Raw genomic sequence first — 24,217 nt, forward strand, 5'->3', positions numbered from 1 at the left:
GGATTGAAATATGAAAGCAATATCGATTTATGCACTTACGAGAAATCAGAATATGGAATGTATCCAGAAACTGGAACGCCAGCTTTCGGGCAGAGATTTTTTTCTCAGGATCAAAGAGTGGGAACTGGAAAGTATGAAAGCACTGGTAGAGCAGCTGGAATTGCATATGGAGGAAGTATATAAGCTCCGGCTTTTTTATTCGTTCCAGATCCCGAAACTTGGGAAGGAGTTTGATCTTCTTCAGATTAAGGCTGATCAGATTGTGAATATTGAACTGAAAAGTGGCAGTGTATCGGATGAGGCCATTCGAAGACAGTTGATCCAAAACCGATATTATTTGTCTGTTTTTGGGAAACCGATCCTGTCGTATACCTATATCAGCAGTGAAGACCGTCTGGTAAGGCTGACCAACCATGATCACATTGTAGATGGGGAATGGGAACAGCTTTGTATTGCACTTGGGAAAGAAAGTTCTGATTATGAGGGAGACATTGAGGCGCTGTTTCAGGCAGAGCTGTATCTGATCTCGCCACTGACAGAACCGGAACGCTTTCTCAAAAAAGAGTATTTCCTTACTTCACAGCAGAGGGACATTGAACGGCAGATCCTGAAGAGGATCCGCGGAGAAAGGAATGGATATTTCTGGTTCAGTGGTCTTCCCGGAACAGGAAAAACACTGCTGCTCTATGATATTGCAATGAGGCTGTCTGTGCGTCAGAGAGTCTGTATCGTTCATTGCAGCGAAGGAGGAAAAGAATGGAAGCTTTTTCATGAACGTCTGCGGCGGATAGATTTTCTGACAGATGATCAGCTGGGAGAGACAACAGATCTTGGCTGTTACAGCAGTATTCTGGTAGATGAAGCGCATCTTCTTTCTCCGGAAGAATTATCTGTTCTGCTTACGTGGAGTGAGCACCGGCCAGTGATCTTTTCCAGTGATTCCGAAGATGTGATATCACCGGAAGAACTGGATCGAAGCATTGTGGAAGAGCTGGGAAATCTGCAGGGGATTCAGAAATTCCATCTGACAAACCGGATCCGCACCAATGCGGAGCTTTCCTCTTTTATCCAGAGCATGGTACATCTGCCGGAAAAAAGAAGCTCCAGATGGTATCCGCATATTGTGGTGATGTATGCCAACAATGATGGTGAGGCGGAAAAGCTTCTGCATGATCTTGTGAGACAGGGATTTAAGGAGCGGACAGAAGAGGCTTCCGGGCAGCCTGGTGTCCAGGCAGTGAGAGCTGAGGAGAAAATCGTCGTATTGCTGGATGAACAATATTATTACGATGAAAACGGATATCTAAGATCCAGGTGTTCTACGGGAGGATATTCTAATGTACGAAGTCTTTTTCATCTTCTGAATCAGGCAAAAGAGAGCCTTGCCCTGGTGGTGCGGGAGAATATGGCAGTATATGAAGTGTTGCTGGAGATCCTGCAGATGAAGAAAAAGCATATACGATGAATTCTGTAAACTGACCGACTCTCCCTTGAAATCCCCCACCATTCCGTATATAATGGGAACATTGTGGGGGATTTTCCCTGCTTAACATTATGTTAAACAACAACTTCTGAAAGGAATATTATGAGAACTCTAGCATTAAGCGATGAAATTTTAATGAAGGTTGACAAAGCTGCCCGCTATATCGGCGGTGAAGTCAACTCCGTAATGAAAGATAAAAATGCGGTAGATATCCGTTTTGCAATGTGCTTCCCGGATGTCTACGAGATCGGCATGTCAAACCTGGGCATGATGATCCTCTATAACATGTTCAACCAGCGAGAGGACGTATGGTGTGAGCGTCTCTTTTCTCCATGGCCGGATCTTGATAAGGTGATGAGGGAGAAGAAGATCCCGTTGTTTGCACTGGAATCTCAGGAGCCTATCCGGGATTTTGATTTCCTTGGCATTACGATCGGGTACGAGATGTGCTATACCAATATTCTCCAGGTATTGGATCTCAGTGGTATCCCGCTGAAAAGCGCAGATCGTGGTGAGGATTTCCCTATTGTGATCGGTGGCGGGGCCTGTGCGTACAATCCGGAGCCGCTGGCACCTTTTTTTGATATGTTTTATATCGGAGAAGGTGAAACTGTTTACGATGCACTTTTTGATGCATATAAGGCCAATAAAAAGGCTGGTGGCAGCAGGAAGGATTTTCTTCTGGCAGCAGCTAAGATTCCTGGGATTTATGTTCCGTCACTCTATGAAGTTACCTATAAGGAAGATGGTACGATCGCGTCCTTTGCACCGATGGCAGATGATGTCCCCGAGAAGGTTCAGAAACAGCTGATCATTGATATGGAGAAAGAATATCGTGCTGTGGAGGCACCGGTTGTTCCTCACATTAAGGCAACACAGGACCGTGTAACTCTTGAGATCCAGAGAGGATGTATTCGAGGCTGTCGTTTCTGTCAGGCAGGTATGATCTACCGTCCGACCCGTGAACGTGATGTGGAAACTCTGAAAGAATCTGCGCGTATTATGCTGAAAAATACAGGTCATGAGGAGATTTCCCTCAGTTCCTTAAGCTCCAGTGATTATTCCCAGCTGAAAGAACTGGTGAATTTCCTGATCGAAGAGTTTCATGGAAAAGCTGTTAATATTTCCTTACCATCTCTCAGAATCGATGCGTTTGCACTGGATGTTATGAGCAAAGTGCAGGATGTAAAGAAAAGCAGCCTGACCTTTGCTCCGGAGGCCGGTTCTCAGCGGCTTCGTGACGTTATCAACAAAGGTCTGACAGAAGAAGTGATCCTTCATGGTGCAGGCGAAGCATTCAAGGGTGGCTGGAATCAGGTGAAGCTCTACTTTATGCTCGGTCTTCCAACAGAAACAGAAGACGATATGAAGGGAATTGCCCATCTGGCTCAGAAGATTGCGGAAACTTATTATGAAGTTGTTCCGAAAGAACAGCGTAAAGGCAAGGTACAGATCAACGTCAGCACTTCTTTCTTTGTACCGAAGCCGTTTACCCCATTTCAGTGGGCACCAATGTATACAGAGCAGGATTTTGTGGAAAAAGCCAAGGTGGTTAAAAATGAAGTCCGCGCCCAGCTGAATCAGAGAAGTATCCGTTACAACTGGCATGAGCCGGATGTAACAGCACTGGAAGGTTTCCTTGCACGTGGTGACAGACGCTGCGCGGATGTAATTTTAAAAGCTTATGAAAAAGGTGCTCTTTATGACGCTTGGACAGAAAATTTTGATTATGATATCTGGAAGGAAGCTATGGTTGAATGCGGCGTGGATATGACATTCTATACACTTCGTGAGAGAAGCCTGGATGAGATCCTGCCGTGGGATTTCATTGATACGGGTGTCAGCCGTAAATTCCTGGAGCGTGAATGGCAGCGTGCTAAAGATGGTGTTGTGACAGAAAACTGCCGTCAGAAATGTTCCGCATGTGGAGCTATGAAATTTAAAGGAGGTGTCTGCCTTGAAAGTAAGAATTAAATTCAGCAAAGAGGGTCCTATGAAGTTTGTGGGACATCTGGATACCATGCGTTATTTCCAGAAAGCACTTCGTCGGGCAGAGCTTCCGGTAGCTTTTTCCGGCGGATACAGCCCACATATGATCATGTCTTTTGCAGTTCCACTTGGTGTGGGAATGGAAAGTCTTGGAGATTATTTTGACTTGGAAATGGCAGAAGATATGCCGACCGGTGCGATCGCAGCGCGTCTGGAGGAACAGATGGCTGAGGGAATGCACATCGTAAGCGTTCGAAAAGTAGAAGATGGGAAAGCAGGCAAGGCGATGGCTCTGGTGGCAGCAGCAGATTATCTTGTGGAGTTCCGCCCGGGTAAGGAGCCTTCTATTGACTGGAAAAGCCGTGTGAAGGAATTTCTGGCACAGCCGGAGATCAAAGTGACCAAGCAGACTAAGCGCAGCGAAAAGGAAATCGATCTCCGTCCGAATATCTATAAAATGGAAGTAAGAGATAACGGGTTCTTCTATATGCTGGCATCTGCAAGCTCTAATTATACGAAGCCTGAGCTGGTAACAAACACATTTTTTGATTGGCTAGGAGAAGAGCTTCCGGAATTTGCCTTCACAGTGAAACGTCTGGAAATGTATGAAGATGAAGGAGAAAATGCAAGCCCACGTTTTGTGACTCTGGAATCATTAGGTGAGGAAATTGAGTAAACTGATCATAACAAGAATGGAGATCCATGGTGTGCCCTGTACAGTAGCGGCTCTTTCAGAGGAGAATCGGATCGTTGAAATCCGTCTGGAATCAGATCAGGAAAAATCTATTCTTGGAAATATATATACCGGTCAGGTCGAAAATATCGCTTCTAATATCCAGGCGGCTTTTGTACAGATCGAACCGGGAAAGAGATGCTATTATCCTCTTGCGGAAGCACAGAGAGCTGTTTTTTCCGCAGGAAGAAAAGGAAACGGCCCATTGCGGCCTGGAGATGAGCTTCTGGTCCAGGTAAGCAGGGATGCCATGAAGGGAAAACTTCCTGCACTGACATCCAATCTGAATTTTACGGGAAGATATCTTGTTCTTACAACTGGAGATAAGAAATTTGGTCTGTCCTCCAAACTATCCCAGGAAGACAGACATCGCCTCAGCGGATGGCTGAAAGAAGAAGCAGATCGTCCGGATAAGGAATTCGGGATCATTGTCCGGACCAATGCAGCAGATGCTTCCAAAGAAGAAATCCTGAAGGAACTGGAATGGCTGAAGAGCCGCTACCATAAAGCCGTGGTCCAGGGACGGAACCGTACCTGCTTCAGTCTTGTACTGGAGACAGAACCATTTTATGTGACGGTTGTAAGAGATGCTTATGGCCGTGACCTGGATGAGATCATTACCGACGTGCCGGAAATCGGGGAAATGATCCGGGGATATCTGGAAGAGATCAGTCCGGAGCTTAAAGAGAAGCTTCGTTTTTATCAGGATAAACTCCTTCCACTTTATAAGCTGTATCGTGTGGAAACAGCACTGGATGCGATCCAGAAAGAGAAGGTATGGCTGAACAGCGGTGGATTTCTGGTGATCCAGCAGACGGAAGCATTTGTGTCCATTGATGTAAACAGTGGAAAATATACCGGAAAGAAGAAAATGGAAGAAACCTTCCGCAAAATCAATCTGGAAGCGGCAGCGGAGATCAGCCGGCAGCTGCGGCTTCGTAATCTCTCCGGTATTATCCTGATCGATTTTATCAACATGGAAAATCCGGATCACAGAGATGAACTGTTTCATGTCTTACAGAAGCTTCTCAGAAAAGATCCTATAAAGAGCAGAGCCATTGATATCACACCATTGCATATCCTGGAAATGACCAGAAAGAAAGTAAGACGTCCGGTGATCGAGGACATTCGGGAGCTTGCAAAAAAATAATAAAAATGTCAAAAAAACTATTGACATAACAGTATGTCACTGTTATGATAAACGAGTATGCCGCACAAAGAGGTTAAAGAGCTTCGGTCTCAGGACAGAGGCCACCGAATTTGGCGAGTAAATAATTAGGAGGTGCCACAGATGTACGCAATTATTGCAACAGGTGGTAAACAGTACAAGGTTGCCGAGGGTGACGTAATTAAAGTTGAAAAGCTCGGTGTAGAAGCTGGTGAAACCGTAACATTTGACAACGTAATCGCAGTCAGCAATGACGGATTAAAAGTTGGCGAAGATGTAAAAGATGCCAGTGTTACCGCTTCTGTAGTTGAAAACGGTAAGAATCGTAAGGTCATCGTTTACAAATACAAACGTAAAACTGGATATCACAAGAAAAACGGACACAGACAGCAGTACACCAAAGTTAAGATCGAAAAGATTAACGGTTAATCTGGTGTCATCATGATTACAATTAAAGTCAGAAAGAAAAATGGATCTTACGAAGAGTTTATTTCGAAAGGACATGCCGGTTATGCAGAAGCCGGACAGGATATTGTCTGTGCTGCTGTGTCTGCGCTGATCATCACTACGGTGAATTCTCTTGAGAAATTCACAGATGATGAATTTGATGTGCAGGAAAAAGATGGATTTGTTTCCATTCATTTCAGAAACGTTCTTTCTGAACGGGGAATGCTCCTTATGGATTCTTTGCTTTTCGGTCTGACGGAAATTGCTGGTAGTTATAACAATCGATATTTGACAGTAAAAGTCAAGGAGGTGTAACAACAATGATGAAGATGAACCTTCAGTTATTCGCACATAAAAAGGGAGTTGGTTCTACAAAGAACGGTCGTGATTCCGAGTCTAAGAGATTAGGTGCGAAAAGAGCAGACGGACAGTTTGTAAAAGCCGGAAACATTCTTTACAGACAGCGCGGAACCAAGATTCACCCAGGTGAAAACGTAGGCTGCGGTAAAGACTATACTTTATTTGCACTTACAGACGGAGTCGTAAGATTCACAAGAAAAGGTCGCGATAAGAAACAGGTTTCTATCGTTCCTGTAGACGCAGAGTAATGAAATAGGTAAAAGGCTTCAAATCGATGCGGTTTGGAGCCTTTTTTTGGAATAGAGGTGTAATATGTTTGCAGATAGAGCAAGGATCATTATCCGCTCCGGTAAAGGCGGTGACGGACATGTAAGCTTCCGCCGTGAGCTATATGTGCCAAATGGCGGTCCGGACGGCGGCGATGGTGGCCGCGGCGGTGATGTGATTTTTGAAATCGACGAGGGTCAGAATACTCTCGGAGACTACAGACACAGAAGAAAATATAAAGCAGAAGATGGTCAGGAAGGTGGCAAGAAACGCTGTCACGGTGCAGATGGCAAAGATGTTGTCCTGAAAGTTCCGGAAGGAACGGTTATCATGGATGCTGAGTCCGGCAAAGTTATTGCAGATATGTCCGGTGAGAACCGCAGACAGATCGTGTTAAAGGGCGGCCGCGGCGGTAAAGGAAACCAGCACTATGCAACTGCAACTATGCAGGTTCCGAAATATGCACAGCCAGGACAGCCTGCACAGGAGCTGGAAGTACTTCTTGAGCTTAAGGTAATCGCAGACGTTGGTCTTGTGGGATTCCCTAATGTAGGTAAATCCACATTTCTTTCCCGTGTGACCAATGCGCAGCCAAAGATTGCCAATTATCATTTTACAACATTAAGCCCGAATCTTGGTGTTGTAGATACAGATAACGGTGGTTTTGTTATTGCAGATATCCCTGGATTGATCGAAGGGGCATCGGAAGGTGTGGGACTTGGACATGAATTCCTCCGTCATATTGAGCGTACACGAGTTATCATCCACATTGTAGATGCAGCATCTGTAGAAGGCCGTGATCCGGTGGAGGATATCCACAAGATCAATAAAGAGCTGGAAGCATACAATCCGGAGATTGCAGCCAGACCACAGGTAATTGCAGCTAACAAGATAGACTGTATTTTTGATGATGGGGAAGAAAGCCCTATCGATCGCCTGAAAGCAGAATTTGAGCCGCAGGGCATTTCCGTATATCCGATTTCAGCAGTTACCGGTCAGGGTGTCAGAGAGCTTCTTTTCCATGTGAAAGAACTTTTGGATAAGAGCCCTATGAAACCGGTGGTATTTGAACAGGAATTCTTCCCTGAGGATGTTCTTGTGAATGAGAATCTTCCGTTTACAGTAGAGCGCAGTGAAGAAGATCCGGAGATATTCCTTGTAGAAGGTCCTAAGATTGAAAAAATGCTTGGCTATACAAATCTGGATTCTGAGAAAGGATTTGCTTTCTTCCAGAAATTCCTCAAAGAAGGTGGTATTCTGGAAGAACTGGAAAAAGCTGGTATCCAGGAAGGTGACACAGTACGTATGTATGGCTTTGATTTCGATTATTATAAATAAGAGGTATTAATTAGATGACAAGTAAACAGAGAGCATATTTAAAAGGTCTTGCCATGACAATGGATCCGATCCTCCAGCTTGGCAAGGGAGGTCTTACTCCTGAGAACACAGCTGCTGTTGAGGAAGCTCTTGCAGCACGTGAACTGATCAAGATCAGCGTTCTCCAGAACTGCCTGGAAGATCCGCGCGAGATGGCACAGGTTCTTGCAGAGAGAACAAGATCTCAGGTAGTGCAGGTAATCGGTAAAAAGATCGTTCTCTACAGAGAAGGTAAAAAGGATAAGAAAAAGATCATTCTTCCGTGATTTCGGGAGGTTTCAAATGAACAGGGCAGTAAAAAAAATAGGAATCATGGGCGGCACATTTGATCCCATCCATATGGGACACCTGATCCTTGGAGAAAAAGCATATGAACAGCTGGGGCTTGATAAAGTTCTGTTTATGCCATGCGGAAATCCACCCCACAAACTGAACCGGACAGGACGGGCAACAGATGCACAGCGTTCAGAGATGGTCCGTCTTGCTATTGAAAATAATCCACATTTTGAGTTATCTCTGATGGAGATGCATGAGGAAGGTTATACTTACACCTATCGGACTCTGGAACAGCTGAAAAGACAGAATCCTGATACAGAGTATTATTTTATTATTGGTGCAGATTCGCTGTACAGCTTTGACACCTGGCGGGAGCCGGGGCGTATCTGCCAGGCGGCAGTTCTGGTAGTTGCAACAAGAGATCATACACCGGTTAAAGAACTTGACCAGCAGATGGAGCTTCTGTCCAAACGCTATAATGGGATATTTGTGCGTCTGGATACCATGAACATTGATGTTTCCAGTGAACTTCTCCGCTCCTGGCACAGAAGCGGACAGAGCCTGCGATACTATGTTCCCCAGCCTGTGATTTCCTATATCGAAAAAAACGGTATTTATAAAGGAAATGATTCAGATGGGAAAATATGATTTTGTAAAAATAAAAAAGAAGCTTTCCAAATATCTGGACGAAGCCAGATTTGAGCACACAATGGGAGTTATGTACACATGTGCATCTCTTGCAATGGTTTATGGCTATGATCTGGAGGATGCACAGGCTGCAGGTCTTCTTCATGACAGTGCCAAGTGTATTCCTAATAAGAAGAAACTGAAGCTGTGCAGCCAGCATAATATTTCGGTATCCGATTTTGAGAAGGATCATCCGTTTCTTCTTCATGCAAAGCTGGGTGCATATGTGGCCAGCAGCAAATACGATGTTAAGGACGAAGAGATTCTGACAGCGATCACATATCACACAACAGGTCGTCCGGAGATGAGTCTGCTGGAAAAGATCGTATATATTTCGGATTATATTGAGCCAATGCGTGATAAAGCACCGAATCTTCCAAAAGTACGTAAGATCGCTTTTGAGGATTTGGATGAGTGTATGTATGAAATCCTTAAAGACACCTTGGAATATCTGGAAGAGAATCCGAAAGAGATCGACAGTACAACCAGAGATGCCTATGTCTATTACAAAGATCTTCATGACAGGAAAATGCAGGATACTGCCAACAGACAGGAGGAATAAAATTCTATGAGTATCGAAAAAGATATGGTCCGAATTGCCTGCAAGGCATTGGATGATAAAAAAGCAAAGGATATCAAGATCATTGATATTCATGAAGTTTCTGTGATCGCAGATTATTTTGTGATTGCAAGTGCTTCCAACCAGAACCAGGTACAGGCTATGGTAGATAACGCAGATGAAATGCTTGGCCGTGCCGGATATGAGGCAAAACAGATCGAGGGAACAAGAAACTCCAGCTGGGTTCTTATGGATTACGGCGATATGATCATTCATATCTTTGATGAGGAGAACAGACTTTTCTATGATCTGGAGAGAATCTGGAGAGATGGAAAGATTCTTGATGCACAGGAGTTTCTGGCTGAGAAAAAATAATACAGTTTACAATAAAAATGTTATGTAAACTATTAAGCCAACTTTAGAATTAGCCGGCTGATAAAATAAAAATGCGATATCTTCTTTTTTCATTGTTAGAAGATATCGCATTTTTAGATTAAGTGAATAATATAATTATGTCTGCTGTTTATTCATGATTTACTGAAAGAAACGGAATACCCCGAATACTTTACCAAGGATCTGAAGATTGCCTGTAACAATGATAGGTTCCATGTTGTCATTCTCCGGCTGGAGTCGATAATAGCCATTCTCTTTATAAAAAGTTTTCACAGTAGCAGAGTCCTCTACAAGAGCAACTACCATATCGCCGTTCTCAGCGGTGGCCTGCTGTCTTACCAGTACCTGATCCCCGTCAAAGATACCGGCATTGATCATGCTGTCACCCTTCACGCGAAGCATGAAACTCTGTTCGTTAGGCATATATTCTGCAGGAATCGGAAAATATGCTTCAATATTCTCTACAGCCAGAACAGGCTGTCCCGCTGCAACAGTTCCTATAAGAGGAACATTGACTACTTCACGGCGTACAAGATTAAAGTTATCGTCAATGATTTCAATAGCGCGCGGTTTAGTTGCGTCTCGCCGGATATATCCGTTCTTTTCAAGGGCTTCCAGATGGGAATGAACAGAAGAAGTGGATTTAAGGTTCACCGCTTCACAGATCTCACGTACAGATGGTGGGAAGCCTCTGTTTAGGATCTCATTCTTCATGTAATCAAGGATTTCCTGCTGTTTCTTACTGATTCTGCCATATGTCATGTGTACTTACCTCCCTGGGTTAAAAATTTATCTGCTGCCGGGTATAATATGACAGCGTCACGAAAATATATTTATAATAGTGTATCATACTTTTGAAAAAATAGCAAACAGATATTCGGAAAGTACGTTCAGAAGATATGTTCGCTTGTTTTAAAGCTTGTATTCGAAGAAAGAAAATGTTAAAATAAAACGAACTTTAAGAGATGAAAGATGTAAAGGAGGCATTCCTTTGCCTGATAATAATGTACGTTCCGGGAGAACACCTGGAATTCTGGCAAAACTTCGTAAAATTTTTGGCTTGAACATCGGAACTGTGATGTTTGGAGCAATTTTAATCTATATGATCTTCAGCGTGATGCTTTATCTGACGGCTTCTCATATGGAATCATATCAGGTTCCTTCCGGTCCGCTGTCTATGAATGAGACCTATACCGGGCTGGCGCTCATGACTGAGAATGTAGTGCAGGCAGATGCCAGCGGATATGTTACTTATTATGCCAGGGAAGGCACTAAGATCAATGCCAATGGTGCTGTCTACAGTCTGAATACTTCAAAGGCTTCAGATAACAGTTCTTCTTTAAGTAAAGAAGAACTGTCTGATATCCGCAGCAATATGCAGAGCTTTTCCAAGGGATTTGATCCAAGTAAATTTAACAGTACCTATAGTTTTAAGTATCAGTTAAATGGAAGTATTCTTCAGTATGCTTCAGACGGATCTTCAGTGTCAACAGTGACAACTACGAATGAAGATGGTGAGGAAATTACCACCACAACTGCTGTTTCCAGTGATCCAAATATCCGCCGTGCAGAAACAGATGGCATTATACTTTATTCCAAAGATGGCTATGAAGCCAAGACCGTAGATAATGTCACCTCTGCTGATTTTGACCAGAATTCCTATCAGGAAACAGATCTGAAAACAGAAGACCAAATAAAAGCAGGAGATGATATTTATACGATTATTTCAGATGAGAGATGGAGCCTTCTGATCCCGTTAAGTGAGAAGCAGGCGGCTGATCTGAAAGATCGTACATCTATCCGTGTGAAATTTTTAAAAGATAATCTGACTCAGATGGGAGATTTTTCCATTAAAGAGATTGATGGTTCGAAGTATGGACAGATCGATTTTAATAAAGGACTGATTCGTTATGCATCTGACCGTTTTCTTGAAATTGAGCTTGTTACCAATAATGTAACAGGTTTGAAGATACCGCTTTCTTCTGTGGTCACAAAGGAATTTTATGCGATTCCTTCCAAATTTCTTACAACAGATAAGGAAACACAGCAATCGGGCTTTATGCTTTCCGGCCGGAACAAAAAAGGTAACAGTACAACAACCTTTGTCAAAGCCGGAATTTATGGGCGAGACGAAGTCACAGATGAGAAGACACAGAAAACAAGCTATATTTATTATATTGATAAAAGCAAATTTAAAGAAGGCGATGCCATTGTTGACCCGGATGACGGAGAGAAATTTGTGATCGGAGACACCGAAGTCCTGGAAGGGGTTTACTGTATTAATCAGGGATACGCTGTATTCCGCCGGATTGAGATATTAGATGAAAATGAGGAATACGCTGTTGTTTCAAAAGAAACATACAACGGACTTGTCAGATATGACCGTATTGTAAAAAATGCGGACAAAGTTAGCGAACAGGATATACTTTACTAAAGGAGGCTTTTTGTCATGGTAGCAGAAAATTTAGCACAGGTTCAGAAGAATATTGAGGAATCCTGCAGAAAAATAAACAGAGATCCCGGAGAGGTTATGCTGATCGCTGTCAGTAAGACCAAACCGGTGGAAATGCTGAAAGAAGCTTATGATGCCGGAGCTCGTGTTTTCGGAGAAAACAAAGTTCAGGAAATCGTAGACAAATATGATCAGATGCCTTCTGATGTGAAATGGCACATGATCGGTCATCTGCAGCGAAACAAGGTTAAATATATTGTTGACAAGGTGGCAATGATCCATTCTGTAGATTCTTTTCGTCTTGCTGAGACCATTGAGAAAGAAGCAGCCAAAAAAGATGTTATAGTGCCGATTCTTATTGAGGTTAATGTAGCACAGGAAGAGAGTAAATTTGGTCTGAAGCCGGAAGAAGTTCTGCCGTTTATTGAGGAAATTGCAGGATTTTCACATATCCAGATCAATGGACTTATGACAATTGCACCATATGTTGAAAATGCTGAGGAAAATCGAAGAATTTTCCGTGAACTTAAGAAATTAAGTGTTGACATTGCAGCCAAAAACATTAATAATGTTATTATGAGTGTTCTGAGTATGGGAATGACTGGGGATTATATGGTCGCTGTACAGGAGGGCGCTACAATGGTGCGTGTAGGTACCGGGATTTTTGGTGCGCGCAACTATGCGATATAGACTAATAAGATTGGAGATTTAAAATGGGCGTTTTGGACAAGTTTTTAGATGCCATCAAGCTGAACGACGATTATGACGATGACGAGTTATTAGATGATAGTATCCTAGAGGAAGAAGATGATTATGAGGATGACTTCCTCGATGATGAAGATGATATGGAAGAGAAACCAAAGAAGAAATTCTTTGAGAAATTTTCCAAGAAGAAGTCAGAAGAAGAGGATTTTCTGGATGAAGATGAACCAGAGGAAGAATCTGTTAAACCGGCACCTGCCAAGGTTTCTGCGAAGACAGCTGCTGCCAAGGCACCTGTTAAACAGGAACGTGCCGCAAGACCAGCACCTTCCTCCAAAATCACACCAATGCGTACAAGCAAGAGGTCTTCTCAGACTGTAAACATGGAAGTTTGTGTAATTAAACCGACTACCATGGAAGAAGCCAGAGAGATTGCAGATACACTGGTTGACAATTCTACCGTCATTCTGAATCTTGAGGGAATCGATGTAGAGCTTGCACAGAGAATCATTGATTTCACTTCCGGAGCCTGCTATTCTCTTGGAGGAAGTCTTCAGCAGGTATCCAGTTACATCTTTGTACTGGGACCATATAATGTAGATATTACCGGTGATCTTCAGAATATCCTCGGCGGATCTGTACCATCTGTAAGAGTTGGCTATTAATTCCATGGACAAAGAAGAGCTTTTTATTAAGAGGATTCGTGAACTGGCGAATATGGCTTATCAGCGTGATATCACCACATTTACGGATTTTCTTAATTTAAACGAACGAAATATTTTAAACGGTCAGAATCTTCATAAACTGGGTGTTGCAGTGGAAGGTTTTGGCGGGTATGAGAATGCAGAGCGTCAGATGGTAGCCTTTCATCCTGATGCTCTTGCTTTTACATGGGAATATCCCATTGACTGCATCCGGCTGGAACCGAAAGCGGTGAAGTTTTCGGAAGATCTGACACACAGAGATTATCTGGGTGCTATTCTGAATCTGGGAGTAGACAGAAGTGTTGTAGGGGATATTCTGATCGAGGATCATGCAGCCAGTTTTTTCTGCCTTCGCAGAATGACAGATTTTTTTCTGGAGAATCTGTGCAGGGTAAGACATACAACGGTTGTTGCATCGAAGATCAAAGATCCTGGAGATATTCCGGAGCCGAAGCTGAGCCCTGTTACCGGAACCTGTGCATCTGTGCGGCTGGATTCCCTGATCGCACTGGCTTTTGGGACATCCAGGAGCAGTATCGTGCATTGTATTGAAGAAGGGCTTGTTTTTGTAAATGGCAGGCTGATAACTTCCAATGGTTATGAGCCGAAAGAGGGAGATATCATATCCGTCCGTAAGAAAGGACGCTTTATTTTTGATGGAGTGACCCGTCAGACGAAAAAAGGACGTCTTGGCGTGCGTATTCTCCTTTACATCTGAACAGTAAGGAGGAAAACTCAATGACTGAAACAAAATTACTAGTTAAACGTGAGGGAGATTTTCATTATCCCATCTGTTTTGAAGAGAATTTTTCCAATCTGGCCCAGGCTATGAGAGCTGAAGGGCTTGTGGACAGGAAGATTTGTATTGTAACAGATTCTAATGTAGGACCTTTATATGAAAGTGCTGTAGAAGAAGTTTTACGAAAGGTAAGCTCTGATATTTCTGTTTTTACATTTGAAGCCGGTGAGAAGAATAAGAACCTGGATACGGTTTCATCTTTGTATCAGACACTGATACAGAACGGTCTGGACCGGAAAAGTCTTCTTGTTGCATTAGGCGGCGGTGTTGTGGGAGACCTCACTGGTTTTGGGGCAGCTACTTATCTTCGCGGAATTGACTTTATTCAGATTCCTACCACTTTGCTGGCACAGGTAGACAGCAGTGTAGGTGGCAAAACAGGTGTTGATTTCCAGCAGTATAAGAATATGGTTGGAGCTTTCCATCAGCCCAAACTTGTATATATGAACTTAAGCACTCTTACCACACTGCCGGCTGAACAGTTTGCCTGTGGAATGGGTGAGATCCTGAAAACAGGTCTGATCTGTGACGGAGAGTTTTTCCGTTTTGTATGCCGTGAACAGGAAAGTATTAAAGCTCTGGATATGAAACTGATTGCTGCAATGGTTCGCAGATGCTGCGAGATCAAAGCCGGCGTTGTAGAGCGTGATCCGAAGGAACAGGGAGAACGTGCGTTATTGAATCTTGGACATACGGTGGGACATGCTGTAGAGAAACTGAAGAACTTTACACTTCTTCATGGACAATGTGTAGGAGCAGGTCTTGTGGCTGCAGCGTATCTTTCCATGAAACGAGGTCTTCTTAACGAACAGGAATACCAGGAGATCTGCAGGGGATGTGCAGATTATGATCTTCCAATCCATGTGGACGGACTTATTCCGCAGGATGTTCTTGCCGCAACCAAAAAAGACAAAAAAATGGAACAGGGACATATCAAATTTATCCTGATGGATGGAATTGGAAAGAGCTTTATTGACAAGACGGTGACAGATGCAGAGATGCTTTCCTGCATTCAGGAGATTACTTTATGATCAACAGAACGAATACTCACCAGAAGATTTCAACGGTCAGATGTCTGGTTGTTGATCTCTTTCTGGTGCTCTTTCTTGTTATTGCTGACCAGGCTGCAAAAAAACTGGCTTATGTATATCTTAAGAATCAGCCGTCTGTATCTCTGATACCGGGAGTTCTGGAGCTTCATTATCTATATCCGGAGAACCGGGGAATTGCTTTTGGAATGTTTCAGGGAAGTGTGCTGTTTTTTGCAGTTGTGAGCATTTTGTTCCTTCTGGTGCTTATATATGCCTGGATGCGAATTCCAAAAGAACGTTTTTATCTGCCGTTGCTTACCATTGCTGCTGTTCTGGCTTCCGGAGCATTGGGGAATTTTATTGACCGTTTTTTCAGGGGATATGTAATTGATTTTATTTATTTCTCACTGATTGATTTTCCGGTTTTTAATCTGGCAGATGTGTATGTTGTAGTAAGCGGGATCCTGCTGATCCTGTTTGTGTGCACCAAATACAGAGATGATGATTTTTCATTTCTGAACAGGAAGCCGTGAGATGTTTTGCAGGAGATAAGAAATGGAAAGATATGATTATACAGTAGAAAAAAATGAATCCGGCACACGAATTGACCGCTATCTTGCAGAAAAGGACAGCGGTTTTTCCAGGTCTTTTATTCAGAAGCTATTAAAAGATGGTCAGGTTACAGTTGGGGGAAAGCCTGCTAAATCCAACTATAAAGTCAGGGAAGATGACAGCATCCATCTGGAAGTTCCGGATTCCAGTGAGCCGGATATTGTTCCGGAAGATATTCCGTTGGATATTCTTTATGAGGACGAGGATGTGCTGATCGTCAATAAACCGAAAGGGATGGTGGTCCACCCTGCTGCCGGCCATTATCAGGGAACCCTTGTTAATGCAGTGATGGCGCACTGTGGGGACAGTCTTTCCGGTATCAATGGAGTAATGCGCCCCGGAATCGTCCACAGGATCGATAAGGATACTACAGGAGCACTTCTTGTATGTAAGAATGATACCGCGCACAGAGATCTGGCAGAACAGCTGAAATGCCACAGTATCCGCCGCCGTTACCGTGCTGTGGTGCAGGGGAATCTGAAAGATGACGAGGGAACTATTGAAGGGCCTATCGGACGTCATCCCACGGACCGTAAAAAAATGGCTATTAACCATAAAAACGGAAAAGATGCAGTAACACATTATAAAGTCCTGGAACGTTTTGGACAGGCAACTTATGTGGAATGTCGTCTGGAAACGGGGCGTACGCATCAGATCCGTGTGCATATGGCAAGTATTGGACATCCGCTTCTTGGAGATACCGTTTACGGTTCATCCAGGAATCCCTATCATCTGGAAGGACAGGCACTTCATGCAATGATCCTGGGATTTGTACATCCGAGAACAGATGAATATATGGAATTCACAGCACCGCTTCCAGAGTATTTTGTTAAATTGCTGTCAAAATTGCGAAAATAACTGGAAAAATTGTGAAATATATTGTATAATAGCTATATCAAAGATCAGGCAGGAGATTTATCACAGATTTGCCAGATCAGAAGCAGAAAGGATGTGGCTGTTATGAGTAACAATACAACAAGTTCCATTATTACAATTGGTCGTAAGTATGGCAGCGCCGGAAGACAGATCGGACAGGAAGTTGCCAAATATTTCGGAATTAAATGCTATGACAAAGAGCTGCTGGAGCACGCAGCCAATGACAGTGGAATCTGCAAGGAACTGTTCGAGCACCATGATGAGAAGCCTACGAATAGTTTTCTCTATTCTCTTGTAATGGATACCTATTCTTTCGGGTATTCATCTGCCGGATTTACAGATATGCCTATGAATCATAAGATTTTCCTTGCGCAGTTTGAAGCTATTAAGAAACTGGCTGAGGAAGGGCCATGTGTTATGGTCGGAAGATGTGCGGATTATGCACTGGCTGATAATAAAGACTGCTTCAGCGTATTTGTCCATGCGAATCTGGACTGGCGTATCAACCGTATTTCTGAGAAATACAGCAAGAACGCCAAAGAAGCGAAAGATATGATCAATAAGACGGATAAGAGCCGTTCCAGTTATTATAATTACTATACCAATAAGAAATGGGGTTCTGCAGACAGCTATAATCTCTGCCTGGATAGCAGCAAGCTTGGTATTGACGGAACAGCGAAGGCGATCATCGAAGCTATTAATATTTACGACAGCCTGAAAAAATAAGCATTAAATCTGTGACACCCTGCCATTTTAAGGCGGGGTGTTTTGGGTTTTTAATGCTTTTTTTAGACACAAATCAGAGATGCTATGTTATAATGCACATATTGGAGGAATATTAATTATGAAAATTCGTTGGAATCATCGCTATGTGCAGTTAGGCGTGACTGCATTTCTGGTTATTGCAGCCAGTATTCTTTTTTATTACGGGATTTTTCATATGAAATCCCTGATTTCTGGAATCAAGACATTTTTCGGTATTATGGCTCCGATTATCTATGGAGCAGCGATTGCATACCTTCTTACACCAATCGTCAATTTTCTGGAGAGGAAGATATTTTTGCCGATATTCAGAATGTGTAAGAAGCCTATCCAGAAAAAAGGCAAAAAGGTAATTCGGTGGATATGCGTTCTTTTATCTGTATTTTTTATGTTTCTGGTGATTTATGCCCTTGTCATGATGATCCTTCCTCAGCTGATCCGAAGCATTGTGAATATCATCTACAGTTTTCCTCATTATGTGAATGTAGTGGAAGACTGGCTGAATTCCATTGTTGAAAAAGGATGGAAGCTGAATCCGGATATGATCAATCAGATCAACCAGTATTCCAGCAGACTTCAGGAATATCTGACGAACACTTTGCTTCCCCAGATGCAGTCTATGATGAAGAACATATCTGCAAGCTTTCTGGATCTTCTTGTTTTCCTGAAGAATTTCCTGATCGGAGCAATCGTATCGCTTTACATCCTTGCAGATAAGGAGGGATTTATTGCCAAAGCAAAAATGGCCACGTATGCAGTTCTTCCTGCTAAATGGGCAACTTTTCTTGTTCATGCCATGCGATTTACACATAAGACATTTGGCGGTTTTATCAGTGGCAAGATTCTGGATTCAGCCATCATTGGCGTATTATGTTATGTGGGAACATCCATTATCGGAACACCATATGCGATCCTGGTCAGTGTGATCGTAGGTGTAACTAATATTATTCCGTTTTTCGGACCATATTTGGGAGCTGTTCCATGTACACTTCTTATTTTACTGGTAGATCCCCTGCAGAGTTTATACTTCGTGATTTTTATACTGGTTCTTCAGCAGTTTGACGGAAATATCCTGGGACCGAAAATTCTAGGAGAATCTACAGGATTATCAAGTTTTATGGTAATCGTTGCAATTATGATCGGAGGCGGACTGTTCGGAGTTCCCGGCATGATCGTTGGTGTACCGATTTTTGCAGTTTTGAATGCTGCAGTATGGAAATTGATCGGACGTAGTCTTGATGAAAAAGAGATGTCTGCAAATGCAGAGTTTTACAGGGATATCGACTGTGTTGATCCGGTTTCCGGAAAAGCACTTCCCATGCCAGTAAGGGAATCATCAGCAAAAGCGAAGGTGCACGCAGTTGCAGTAAACAGAGAGAATAACAGCTTCTGGTCAGGCACATGGATCGAGATCAAACGCATGTTTGCATATCTGGTCAAATTTATTCAGGCTAAATATGCAGGATTCCGGTCAAAGCAGAAAGATAAACGGAGGAAAAGGAAGATATGAAATTTGTGATCCAGCGTGTGAACCACGCAGAGGTTAAAGTAGACGGCGAAACAGTTGGAAAAATTGGGAAAGGATTTCTGGTTCTCATAGGCGTTGGCCGTGAAGATACCAAAGAAGATGCTGACTGGTACCTGAAAAAACTTCTTGGTTTACGCATTTTTGAGGATGAAAACGGAAAAACCAATTTATCCCTGGCTGATGTAAATGGTGAATTGCTTCTTGTTTCACAGTTTACATTGTACGCGAACTGCCGAAAGGGAAACCGTCCAAGTTTTATTGAAGCCGGAGCACCGGATGAAGCAAATCGTTTATATGAGTATATTATTTCTGAAGCAAAAAAACAGGTATCGGTCGTAGAACATGGAATTTTTGGAGCAGACATGAAAGTTTCATTAGAAAATGACGGACCATTTACAGTTATTTTTGATGAGCATCTTAAAGGCTGAAAAACAGCGAAATCTGTGAGAAGTGGCTTTTTCACTATCCATCTATTTGAAAAACTCGGGTTTGTCGTATAGATATAGATGGGGATGAAACCACTTCTTTTGACCTTTTAAACCGGTATTTCAGGTGTTTCCTGCGAATTATGTATTAAATCATCATATAAAGGAGTTTTTATGGATAACAAAATTACTTACCACGAACAAAATGACATTGACAATACTTTAAAACTCCGAGAAGTTTTAAAAACACTTCCTCCGTTCTGCAGAGATTATTTCCGGGCGATTGATGCAACGACGACAACCAAAACCAGAATTTCCTATGCATATGACATTCGTATATTTTTTCAGTTTCTGTTAGATCAGAATCCGATGTTTAAAGATAAAAATATGTCGGATTTTACAGTTGATGTTCTGGATCAGATCAAAGCTGTTGATCTTGAGGAATATGAAGAATTTCTCAAAGTTTATAAATCCGCGGACTCTTCCAAAACGGAAACAAATGGTGAACGTGGTGTCAAACGAAAAATTTCTGCTTTAAGAAGTTTTTATGCTTACTATTATAAACATGAAATGATCACCACTAACCCGTCTGTTCTGATCGATGTGCCCAAGATCCATGATAAGAATATTATTCGTCTGGATACTGATGAGGTTGCCATGCTGCTGGATTATATTGAACACTGCGGAGATACGCTGACCGGGCAGAAACGGATGTATCATGAAAAAACGAAGGACAGAGATCTTGCTATTGTTACTCTCCTTCTTGGTACTGGGATCCGAGTATCTGAATGTGTCGGGCTGGATGTTGAAGATGTAGATTTCAAAAACAATGGAATCAAAGTTACCCGAAAAGGCGGAAATGAAATGGTGGTATACTTTGGCCCTGAAGTAGAAAAAGCATTGAAGAAATATCTGGAAGTCAGGGAGAATATTACGCCTCTGGCCGGTCATGAGCACGCTCTCTTCTATTCTACCCAACGTCGCCGGATCGGTGTTCAGGCTATCGAGAATCTGGTCAAAAAATATGCCAGGGAGATCACAACCACCAAAAAGATCACCCCGCATAAGCTTCGTAGTACCTACGGTACAGCACTATATCAGGAAACGGGTGATATTTATCTTGTAGCAGATGTTTTGGGACATAAAGATGTAAATACTACTAAGAAGCATTACGCTGCCCTTGATGATGCCAGACGGCGCCAGGCAGCCAAGGCAGTACGACTTCGCGAGGACTGAGAAAAATAACATAGAGGTAATTTACATAAAATATGTTATGTAAATTACCTCTATGTTTTTATAATTATATTTACGATCAAAACAGGTATTTATTTATCAAAATCTGTTTCAAATACTCCCTCCGGAGTACGCATGGTAAGAACACCCAGATTAAATTCACTGTCCATAATTGTGATATGATATTCAAAGATCACATCATCATCAAACTTGGAAAGCAGCACATAGCTTCCGTTCTCTTTCCCATCGATCTGATCGCAGATGTCATCGTAAACTTCCTCACCGGAAATCTTTCGCGGATATCCGCTTGCCTTAATTTTCTCTTCAATTGCTTTATATAATTCTTCCATCCTTTATCCATATCCTTTCTACTGAAATTAATTTGCTGATAAATCAGATATGTTTTTATCATAACAGATTTATCAGCAAAAATCAGCAAATATTTGGTTGTTTCCGATAAAGCTTCAGATAGGAATACAGTTATATAATACTATAACCGAAGAATTTATTTCTTCTCGTAGAGGAATTCTTCCGGCAGAGTTACTTTGAAATCCTTTGCAAGTGCGCGGAAGTCATTCGGTGTGATAGTCTGCAGCTTCTGTGGAGCCATAGATAAGATCTTAACCAGGATCTCTGCGGATTTTTCAACGGTATGAAGGAGTCCGAAGGTCAGGTCGAAATCCTCGCCTGAGCAGAACATACCATGATGCGCCCAGATAACCACATCATATTTTTTCATCAGTTCAGCGGTTTTGATTGCGATTTCTCTTCCACCTGGAACCATCCATCCGATGACACCTACACCATCCGGAAATACTACCGGACACTCAGTTGCGGATTCCCAGAGTTCACGGGTAAATACTTTGTCATCAAGGGGAAGAACGAAGGTAAGTGCAATGGTATTGGTCGTATGTGCATGGTAAATAACACGATGTTTGCCGTTGGTAAGCTTTTTCTTTACTTCATGGTTCATAAGATGTGTCGGGAGTTCGCTGGTCGGTCTTCCACCCTCTACAAGTCCCCAGCGGATGCGGTAGTTGGTTCCTGTCTCGTCAAGCTCAATGATCGCAAGACATACTTCAGGGTCAACGATGATATTACGGAAATATTTGCCGCTTCCTGTTACCAGGAAAAATTCTCCTGCAAGTCCTGGGACCTCAACACCGATGGGAGTCCATTCTCCTGGTGCGTTCAGTCGTGGACGGATCATCTCTACTTCTTCTGCTTTCAGACGATAGCTTAAGTTTCCACCATTTCTCTCATGCCATCCCTGCTTATATCCATCATCTGCCATTTTGATAAAGCCCTGTACGAATTTAGACTCAAGAATTTTCATAATATATTCCCTCCGTGTTCTATGTGGTTTGTTGTTGAATTACAATTGCAATAATATGGTTTTTTGTTGTTTATGGCTTTATTATATGACTGATGATGTGGTTTGTAAAGACTTTTTTTGGAAAAATATTGATAAATCCACATGCAAAGTATAAATAACTATGTAAATATTCAACAAACCACATGTGTAACAGATATAAAAGAACAGATAACACAAGAAGCAATAATAATATCATGTGATTTAAATGTGGTTTAATGTTGTCTTATAATGTGTTGAGTTCTTTTTATAAAGGCATGCAGGAACATCCGATTCCAAGTCCGTCCGGGCCAATATGGCAGGAAAGTCCAAGGGAAAGATCGTCACACATCACATCCATTCCCGGAAAGCTTTCACGGATCTGAGAGATCCAGTCTGCGGTAACTTCCGCAGTGCTGCTGGATGCAGCCATAAGATATACTTTTCCGGCGTCATATTCTTTTTTGAAAGTTGTTTCCAGTTCTCTGTGCATGGCATCAATCATAGCTTTTCTTGATTTTTTCATGCCTCTGCATTTCTGGAAAACATCCAGTTTACCGGTTCCAAATTTCATAACCGGTTTGATATTGAGAAGATTTGCGGCAAGTGCTGTGGTGGTATTGATACGGCCTCCTTTTTTCAGATATTCCAGTGTGCTTAAGCCGACATAGATCACGGTTTTTTCACGGGAAGCTTCCAGAATATCCTTGATCTGTTGTGCTGTATATCCATCTTCCACAAGGTCTATCGCATCCAGAATGGAACGGTGAAGGGGTGTGGAAACACGCCCGTTATCTACTACAAACACCTTGTTTTTATACTGCGGTTCCTGAGACAAGGCGGCAGCAGTCATGCAGGAACCGCTTAAACTACTGCTCAACGGAATGTAGAGGATCTGATCATAAGATAAAAGCATTTCGTCCCACATTTCCATAACTTCCTGTGGGGAAGGCTGTGAAGTTGAAACATCTGCTCCCTCACGCAGCTTCTCATAAAATCCTTTTCTGGAAAAATCCAGGATTTCATGAAAAAGTTCTCCATTCAGATAAAAAGGCATGGGAAGGACATGAATATCCAGTTCCTCTGCTTCCTGTTTTAAAATGCCACTGTGGCTGTCAGCCATGATTCCTATTTTTTTCATATTGTATTTTTCTCCTGTGTAATTCATGGATGTGATTCACAATTCTGTTACTTTTGATAAAGAGACACACATTCCCGGAATCGTTTCTTATTTAGTTCCCTCATCTGAGAACTCTCGTTTTTCTTTACAAAACCATGGCTCTCCATAAAAGCTCGGTGATCCATCTGATCCATATATATAGAATAATTCCCGCCTCTTTCATTTGAGATCTGTTTAAGAAGTCCGGTACCTATTCCGTTTCTTCGATAATCCCTGCTTACATAAAGAAAGAGAATATTTTCGGACGCAGCGTTCTCTGCAGAAACTGACAACTGTTTTTTCATATCCTGAAGCTTGTTAAAATGTTCAAGATTTTTTCGCCCTTCTCTGGTAAGCTTAAGGCGAATGAAATGATAGGCTTTTTTCAGACGGAAAACCGGGGAAAAATGTCCAAATCTTCCTTTGCCGGTTATCAATACTCCTACTACCTGGTCACGGTAGGTTGCTACGGTAACGTTATCTCTGTAAATCATATAGGTGTAAAAGAAAAGTCTGGTCAGACGTTTTTCGGTATGTGGCTCATCAAACTCCCAGCGGTCTTTATAATTTCTCCGGACAAATTCCCGAATCATTGAAAAATCTTCCTTTTCTGCCTTCCGGTAGGCAGGTGCTTTTTTTAATAACATATTCCATATCTCCTGTATTTTTTCATAAATAACTATCCTATACTTTAAAAGATGATCTGCAACTTAACATCAACTGTTTCTCAACAATTGTTGAAGTTTATAAAAAAGTTTATATAAAATAAAAAACAACGGAAGAACCTCATTAAAAATAAGGTGTCCGCTGTTTTTAGGTTTTCTGGATATATGTAAAGTATTGT

Annotated in this window: 28 protein-coding genes; 23 read left to right on the forward strand and 5 right to left on the reverse strand. The window is 42.3% G+C overall.

Annotated elements, in window-relative coordinates:
• Window positions 1-10 precede the first annotated feature (10 nt).
• The 12 genes from AC04Q4_RS02625 to rsfS all read left to right on the forward strand — a co-directional run bounded on the left by AC04Q4_RS02625 (window position 11) and on the right by rsfS (window position 9,721).
• Window positions 11-1,465 (forward strand): P-loop NTPase family protein, encoded by a 1,455-nt coding sequence (locus AC04Q4_RS02625; RefSeq protein ID WP_476388436.1) that lies wholly within the window; start codon window positions 11-13, stop codon window positions 1,463-1,465.
• Window positions 1,466-1,585: 120 nt separating this feature from the next.
• A complete protein-coding gene (locus AC04Q4_RS02630; protein ID WP_476388437.1) occupies window positions 1,586-3,457 on the forward strand; it encodes a TIGR03960 family B12-binding radical SAM protein in 1,872 nt (623 codons plus the stop codon).
• Entirely contained in the window at window positions 3,432-4,148 is a 717-nt protein-coding gene (locus tag AC04Q4_RS02635; RefSeq protein WP_476388438.1) for a TIGR03936 family radical SAM-associated protein, read from the forward strand. Before AC04Q4_RS02630 ends, AC04Q4_RS02635 begins: the two co-directional genes overlap by 26 nt.
• Window positions 4,132-5,355: a ribonuclease E/G gene (locus AC04Q4_RS02640; RefSeq protein ID WP_476388439.1), complete on the forward strand. Its 1,224-nt coding sequence runs from the start codon at window positions 4,132-4,134 to the stop codon at window positions 5,353-5,355. The genes AC04Q4_RS02635 and AC04Q4_RS02640 overlap by 17 nt, the downstream gene beginning before the upstream one ends.
• A 141-nt stretch (window positions 5,356-5,496) precedes the next feature.
• Window positions 5,497-5,802, forward strand: coding sequence for a 50S ribosomal protein L21 (rplU, locus tag AC04Q4_RS02645; RefSeq protein ID WP_015525170.1), 306 nt, complete (start codon window positions 5,497-5,499; stop codon window positions 5,800-5,802).
• A gap of 12 nt (window positions 5,803-5,814) precedes the next feature.
• On the forward strand, window positions 5,815-6,135 hold the full coding sequence (locus AC04Q4_RS02650) for a ribosomal-processing cysteine protease Prp (RefSeq protein ID WP_476388440.1): 321 nt from the start codon (window positions 5,815-5,817) through the stop codon (window positions 6,133-6,135).
• 5 nt (window positions 6,136-6,140) lie between these two features.
• The gene (rpmA, locus tag AC04Q4_RS02655; RefSeq protein ID WP_015525168.1) at window positions 6,141-6,428 is read left to right on the forward strand and encodes a 50S ribosomal protein L27; all 288 of its coding nucleotides are present in this window, start codon (window positions 6,141-6,143) and stop codon (window positions 6,426-6,428) included.
• A 64-nt stretch (window positions 6,429-6,492) separates the two neighbouring features.
• Window positions 6,493-7,785: a GTPase ObgE gene (gene obgE, locus AC04Q4_RS02660; protein WP_173737006.1), complete on the forward strand. Its 1,293-nt coding sequence runs from the start codon at window positions 6,493-6,495 to the stop codon at window positions 7,783-7,785.
• Between the two features lie 14 nt (window positions 7,786-7,799).
• Window positions 7,800-8,090 (forward strand): ribosome assembly RNA-binding protein YhbY, encoded by a 291-nt coding sequence (gene yhbY, locus AC04Q4_RS02665; protein ID WP_021978046.1) that lies wholly within the window; start codon window positions 7,800-7,802, stop codon window positions 8,088-8,090.
• A gap of 16 nt (window positions 8,091-8,106) precedes the next feature.
• Window positions 8,107-8,748, forward strand: a complete 642-nt coding sequence (nadD, locus tag AC04Q4_RS02670; RefSeq protein WP_173737005.1) for a nicotinate-nucleotide adenylyltransferase — start codon at window positions 8,107-8,109, stop codon at window positions 8,746-8,748.
• Window positions 8,735-9,349 (forward strand): bis(5'-nucleosyl)-tetraphosphatase (symmetrical) YqeK, encoded by a 615-nt coding sequence (gene yqeK / locus AC04Q4_RS02675; protein ID WP_195455214.1) that lies wholly within the window; start codon window positions 8,735-8,737, stop codon window positions 9,347-9,349. Before nadD ends, yqeK begins: the two co-directional genes overlap by 14 nt.
• Before the next feature lie 6 nt (window positions 9,350-9,355).
• Window positions 9,356-9,721, forward strand: coding sequence for a ribosome silencing factor (rsfS, locus tag AC04Q4_RS02680; protein ID WP_476388441.1), 366 nt, complete (start codon window positions 9,356-9,358; stop codon window positions 9,719-9,721).
• A 159-nt stretch (window positions 9,722-9,880) separates the two neighbouring features.
• Here the strand turns inward: rsfS and lexA are convergent, their stop codons facing one another.
• Entirely contained in the window at window positions 9,881-10,501 is a 621-nt protein-coding gene (gene lexA, locus AC04Q4_RS02685) for a transcriptional repressor LexA (RefSeq protein ID WP_173737002.1), read from the reverse strand.
• Between the two features lie 229 nt (window positions 10,502-10,730).
• On the opposite strand from lexA, the gene AC04Q4_RS02690 reads away from it, so the two are divergent.
• The 11 genes from AC04Q4_RS02690 to AC04Q4_RS02740 all read left to right on the forward strand — a co-directional run bounded on the left by AC04Q4_RS02690 (window position 10,731) and on the right by AC04Q4_RS02740 (window position 20,866).
• Window positions 10,731-12,173 (forward strand): biotin/lipoyl attachment domain-containing protein, encoded by a 1,443-nt coding sequence (locus AC04Q4_RS02690; protein ID WP_476388442.1) that lies wholly within the window; start codon window positions 10,731-10,733, stop codon window positions 12,171-12,173.
• Window positions 12,174-12,188: 15 nt separating this feature from the next.
• Window positions 12,189-12,881 (forward strand): YggS family pyridoxal phosphate-dependent enzyme, encoded by a 693-nt coding sequence (locus AC04Q4_RS02695; protein ID WP_476388443.1) that lies wholly within the window; start codon window positions 12,189-12,191, stop codon window positions 12,879-12,881.
• A gap of 23 nt (window positions 12,882-12,904) precedes the next feature.
• Window positions 12,905-13,558 carry a cell division protein SepF gene (locus AC04Q4_RS02700; RefSeq protein ID WP_173755219.1) on the forward strand — a complete coding sequence of 218 codons (654 nt, stop codon included), beginning with the start codon at window positions 12,905-12,907 and terminating at the stop codon, window positions 13,556-13,558.
• 4 nt (window positions 13,559-13,562) lie between these two features.
• Window positions 13,563-14,315 carry a YlmH/Sll1252 family protein gene (locus AC04Q4_RS02705; protein ID WP_173755218.1) on the forward strand — a complete coding sequence of 251 codons (753 nt, stop codon included), beginning with the start codon at window positions 13,563-13,565 and terminating at the stop codon, window positions 14,313-14,315.
• A 20-nt stretch (window positions 14,316-14,335) separates the two neighbouring features.
• Window positions 14,336-15,427 carry a 3-dehydroquinate synthase gene (gene aroB, locus AC04Q4_RS02710; protein ID WP_173755217.1) on the forward strand — a complete coding sequence of 364 codons (1,092 nt, stop codon included), beginning with the start codon at window positions 14,336-14,338 and terminating at the stop codon, window positions 15,425-15,427.
• The gene (lspA, locus tag AC04Q4_RS02715; RefSeq protein WP_173736997.1) at window positions 15,424-15,960 is read left to right on the forward strand and encodes a signal peptidase II; all 537 of its coding nucleotides are present in this window, start codon (window positions 15,424-15,426) and stop codon (window positions 15,958-15,960) included. Before aroB ends, lspA begins: the two co-directional genes overlap by 4 nt.
• 22 nt (window positions 15,961-15,982) lie before the next feature.
• Window positions 15,983-16,897 (forward strand): RluA family pseudouridine synthase, encoded by a 915-nt coding sequence (locus tag AC04Q4_RS02720; RefSeq protein ID WP_476388444.1) that lies wholly within the window; start codon window positions 15,983-15,985, stop codon window positions 16,895-16,897.
• 102 nt (window positions 16,898-16,999) lie between these two features.
• On the forward strand, window positions 17,000-17,641 hold the full coding sequence (locus AC04Q4_RS02725) for a cytidylate kinase-like family protein (RefSeq protein ID WP_173736995.1): 642 nt from the start codon (window positions 17,000-17,002) through the stop codon (window positions 17,639-17,641).
• Window positions 17,642-17,759: 118 nt separating this feature from the next.
• A complete protein-coding gene (locus tag AC04Q4_RS02730; protein WP_476388445.1) occupies window positions 17,760-19,187 on the forward strand; it encodes an AI-2E family transporter in 1,428 nt (475 codons plus the stop codon).
• The gene (gene dtd / locus AC04Q4_RS02735) at window positions 19,184-19,633 is read left to right on the forward strand and encodes a D-aminoacyl-tRNA deacylase (RefSeq protein ID WP_119239704.1); all 450 of its coding nucleotides are present in this window, start codon (window positions 19,184-19,186) and stop codon (window positions 19,631-19,633) included. Before AC04Q4_RS02730 ends, dtd begins: the two co-directional genes overlap by 4 nt.
• 171 nt (window positions 19,634-19,804) lie before the next feature.
• Window positions 19,805-20,866: a tyrosine-type recombinase/integrase gene (locus AC04Q4_RS02740; protein WP_173736993.1), complete on the forward strand. Its 1,062-nt coding sequence runs from the start codon at window positions 19,805-19,807 to the stop codon at window positions 20,864-20,866.
• 89 nt (window positions 20,867-20,955) lie between these two features.
• Here AC04Q4_RS02740 and AC04Q4_RS02745 read toward each other — a convergent pair whose 3' ends face one another.
• The 4 genes from AC04Q4_RS02745 to AC04Q4_RS02760 all read right to left on the reverse strand — a co-directional run bounded on the left by AC04Q4_RS02745 (window position 20,956) and on the right by AC04Q4_RS02760 (window position 24,020).
• Window positions 20,956-21,213, reverse strand: coding sequence for a hypothetical protein (locus tag AC04Q4_RS02745; RefSeq protein WP_059085862.1), 258 nt, complete (start codon window positions 21,211-21,213; stop codon window positions 20,956-20,958).
• Window positions 21,214-21,368: 155 nt separating this feature from the next.
• Window positions 21,369-22,199 carry a rhamnulose-1-phosphate aldolase gene (gene rhaD, locus AC04Q4_RS02750; RefSeq protein WP_021652054.1) on the reverse strand — a complete coding sequence of 277 codons (831 nt, stop codon included), beginning with the start codon at window positions 22,197-22,199 and terminating at the stop codon, window positions 21,369-21,371.
• Between the two features lie 283 nt (window positions 22,200-22,482).
• On the reverse strand, window positions 22,483-23,355 hold the full coding sequence (locus tag AC04Q4_RS02755; protein ID WP_119240124.1) for a DegV family protein: 873 nt from the start codon (window positions 23,353-23,355) through the stop codon (window positions 22,483-22,485).
• A gap of 47 nt (window positions 23,356-23,402) precedes the next feature.
• Window positions 23,403-24,020: a GNAT family N-acetyltransferase gene (locus tag AC04Q4_RS02760; protein ID WP_476388446.1), complete on the reverse strand. Its 618-nt coding sequence runs from the start codon at window positions 24,018-24,020 to the stop codon at window positions 23,403-23,405.
• Window positions 24,021-24,217 lie beyond the last annotated feature (197 nt).

The organism is Blautia sp. HA8986, assembly GCF_056504635.1.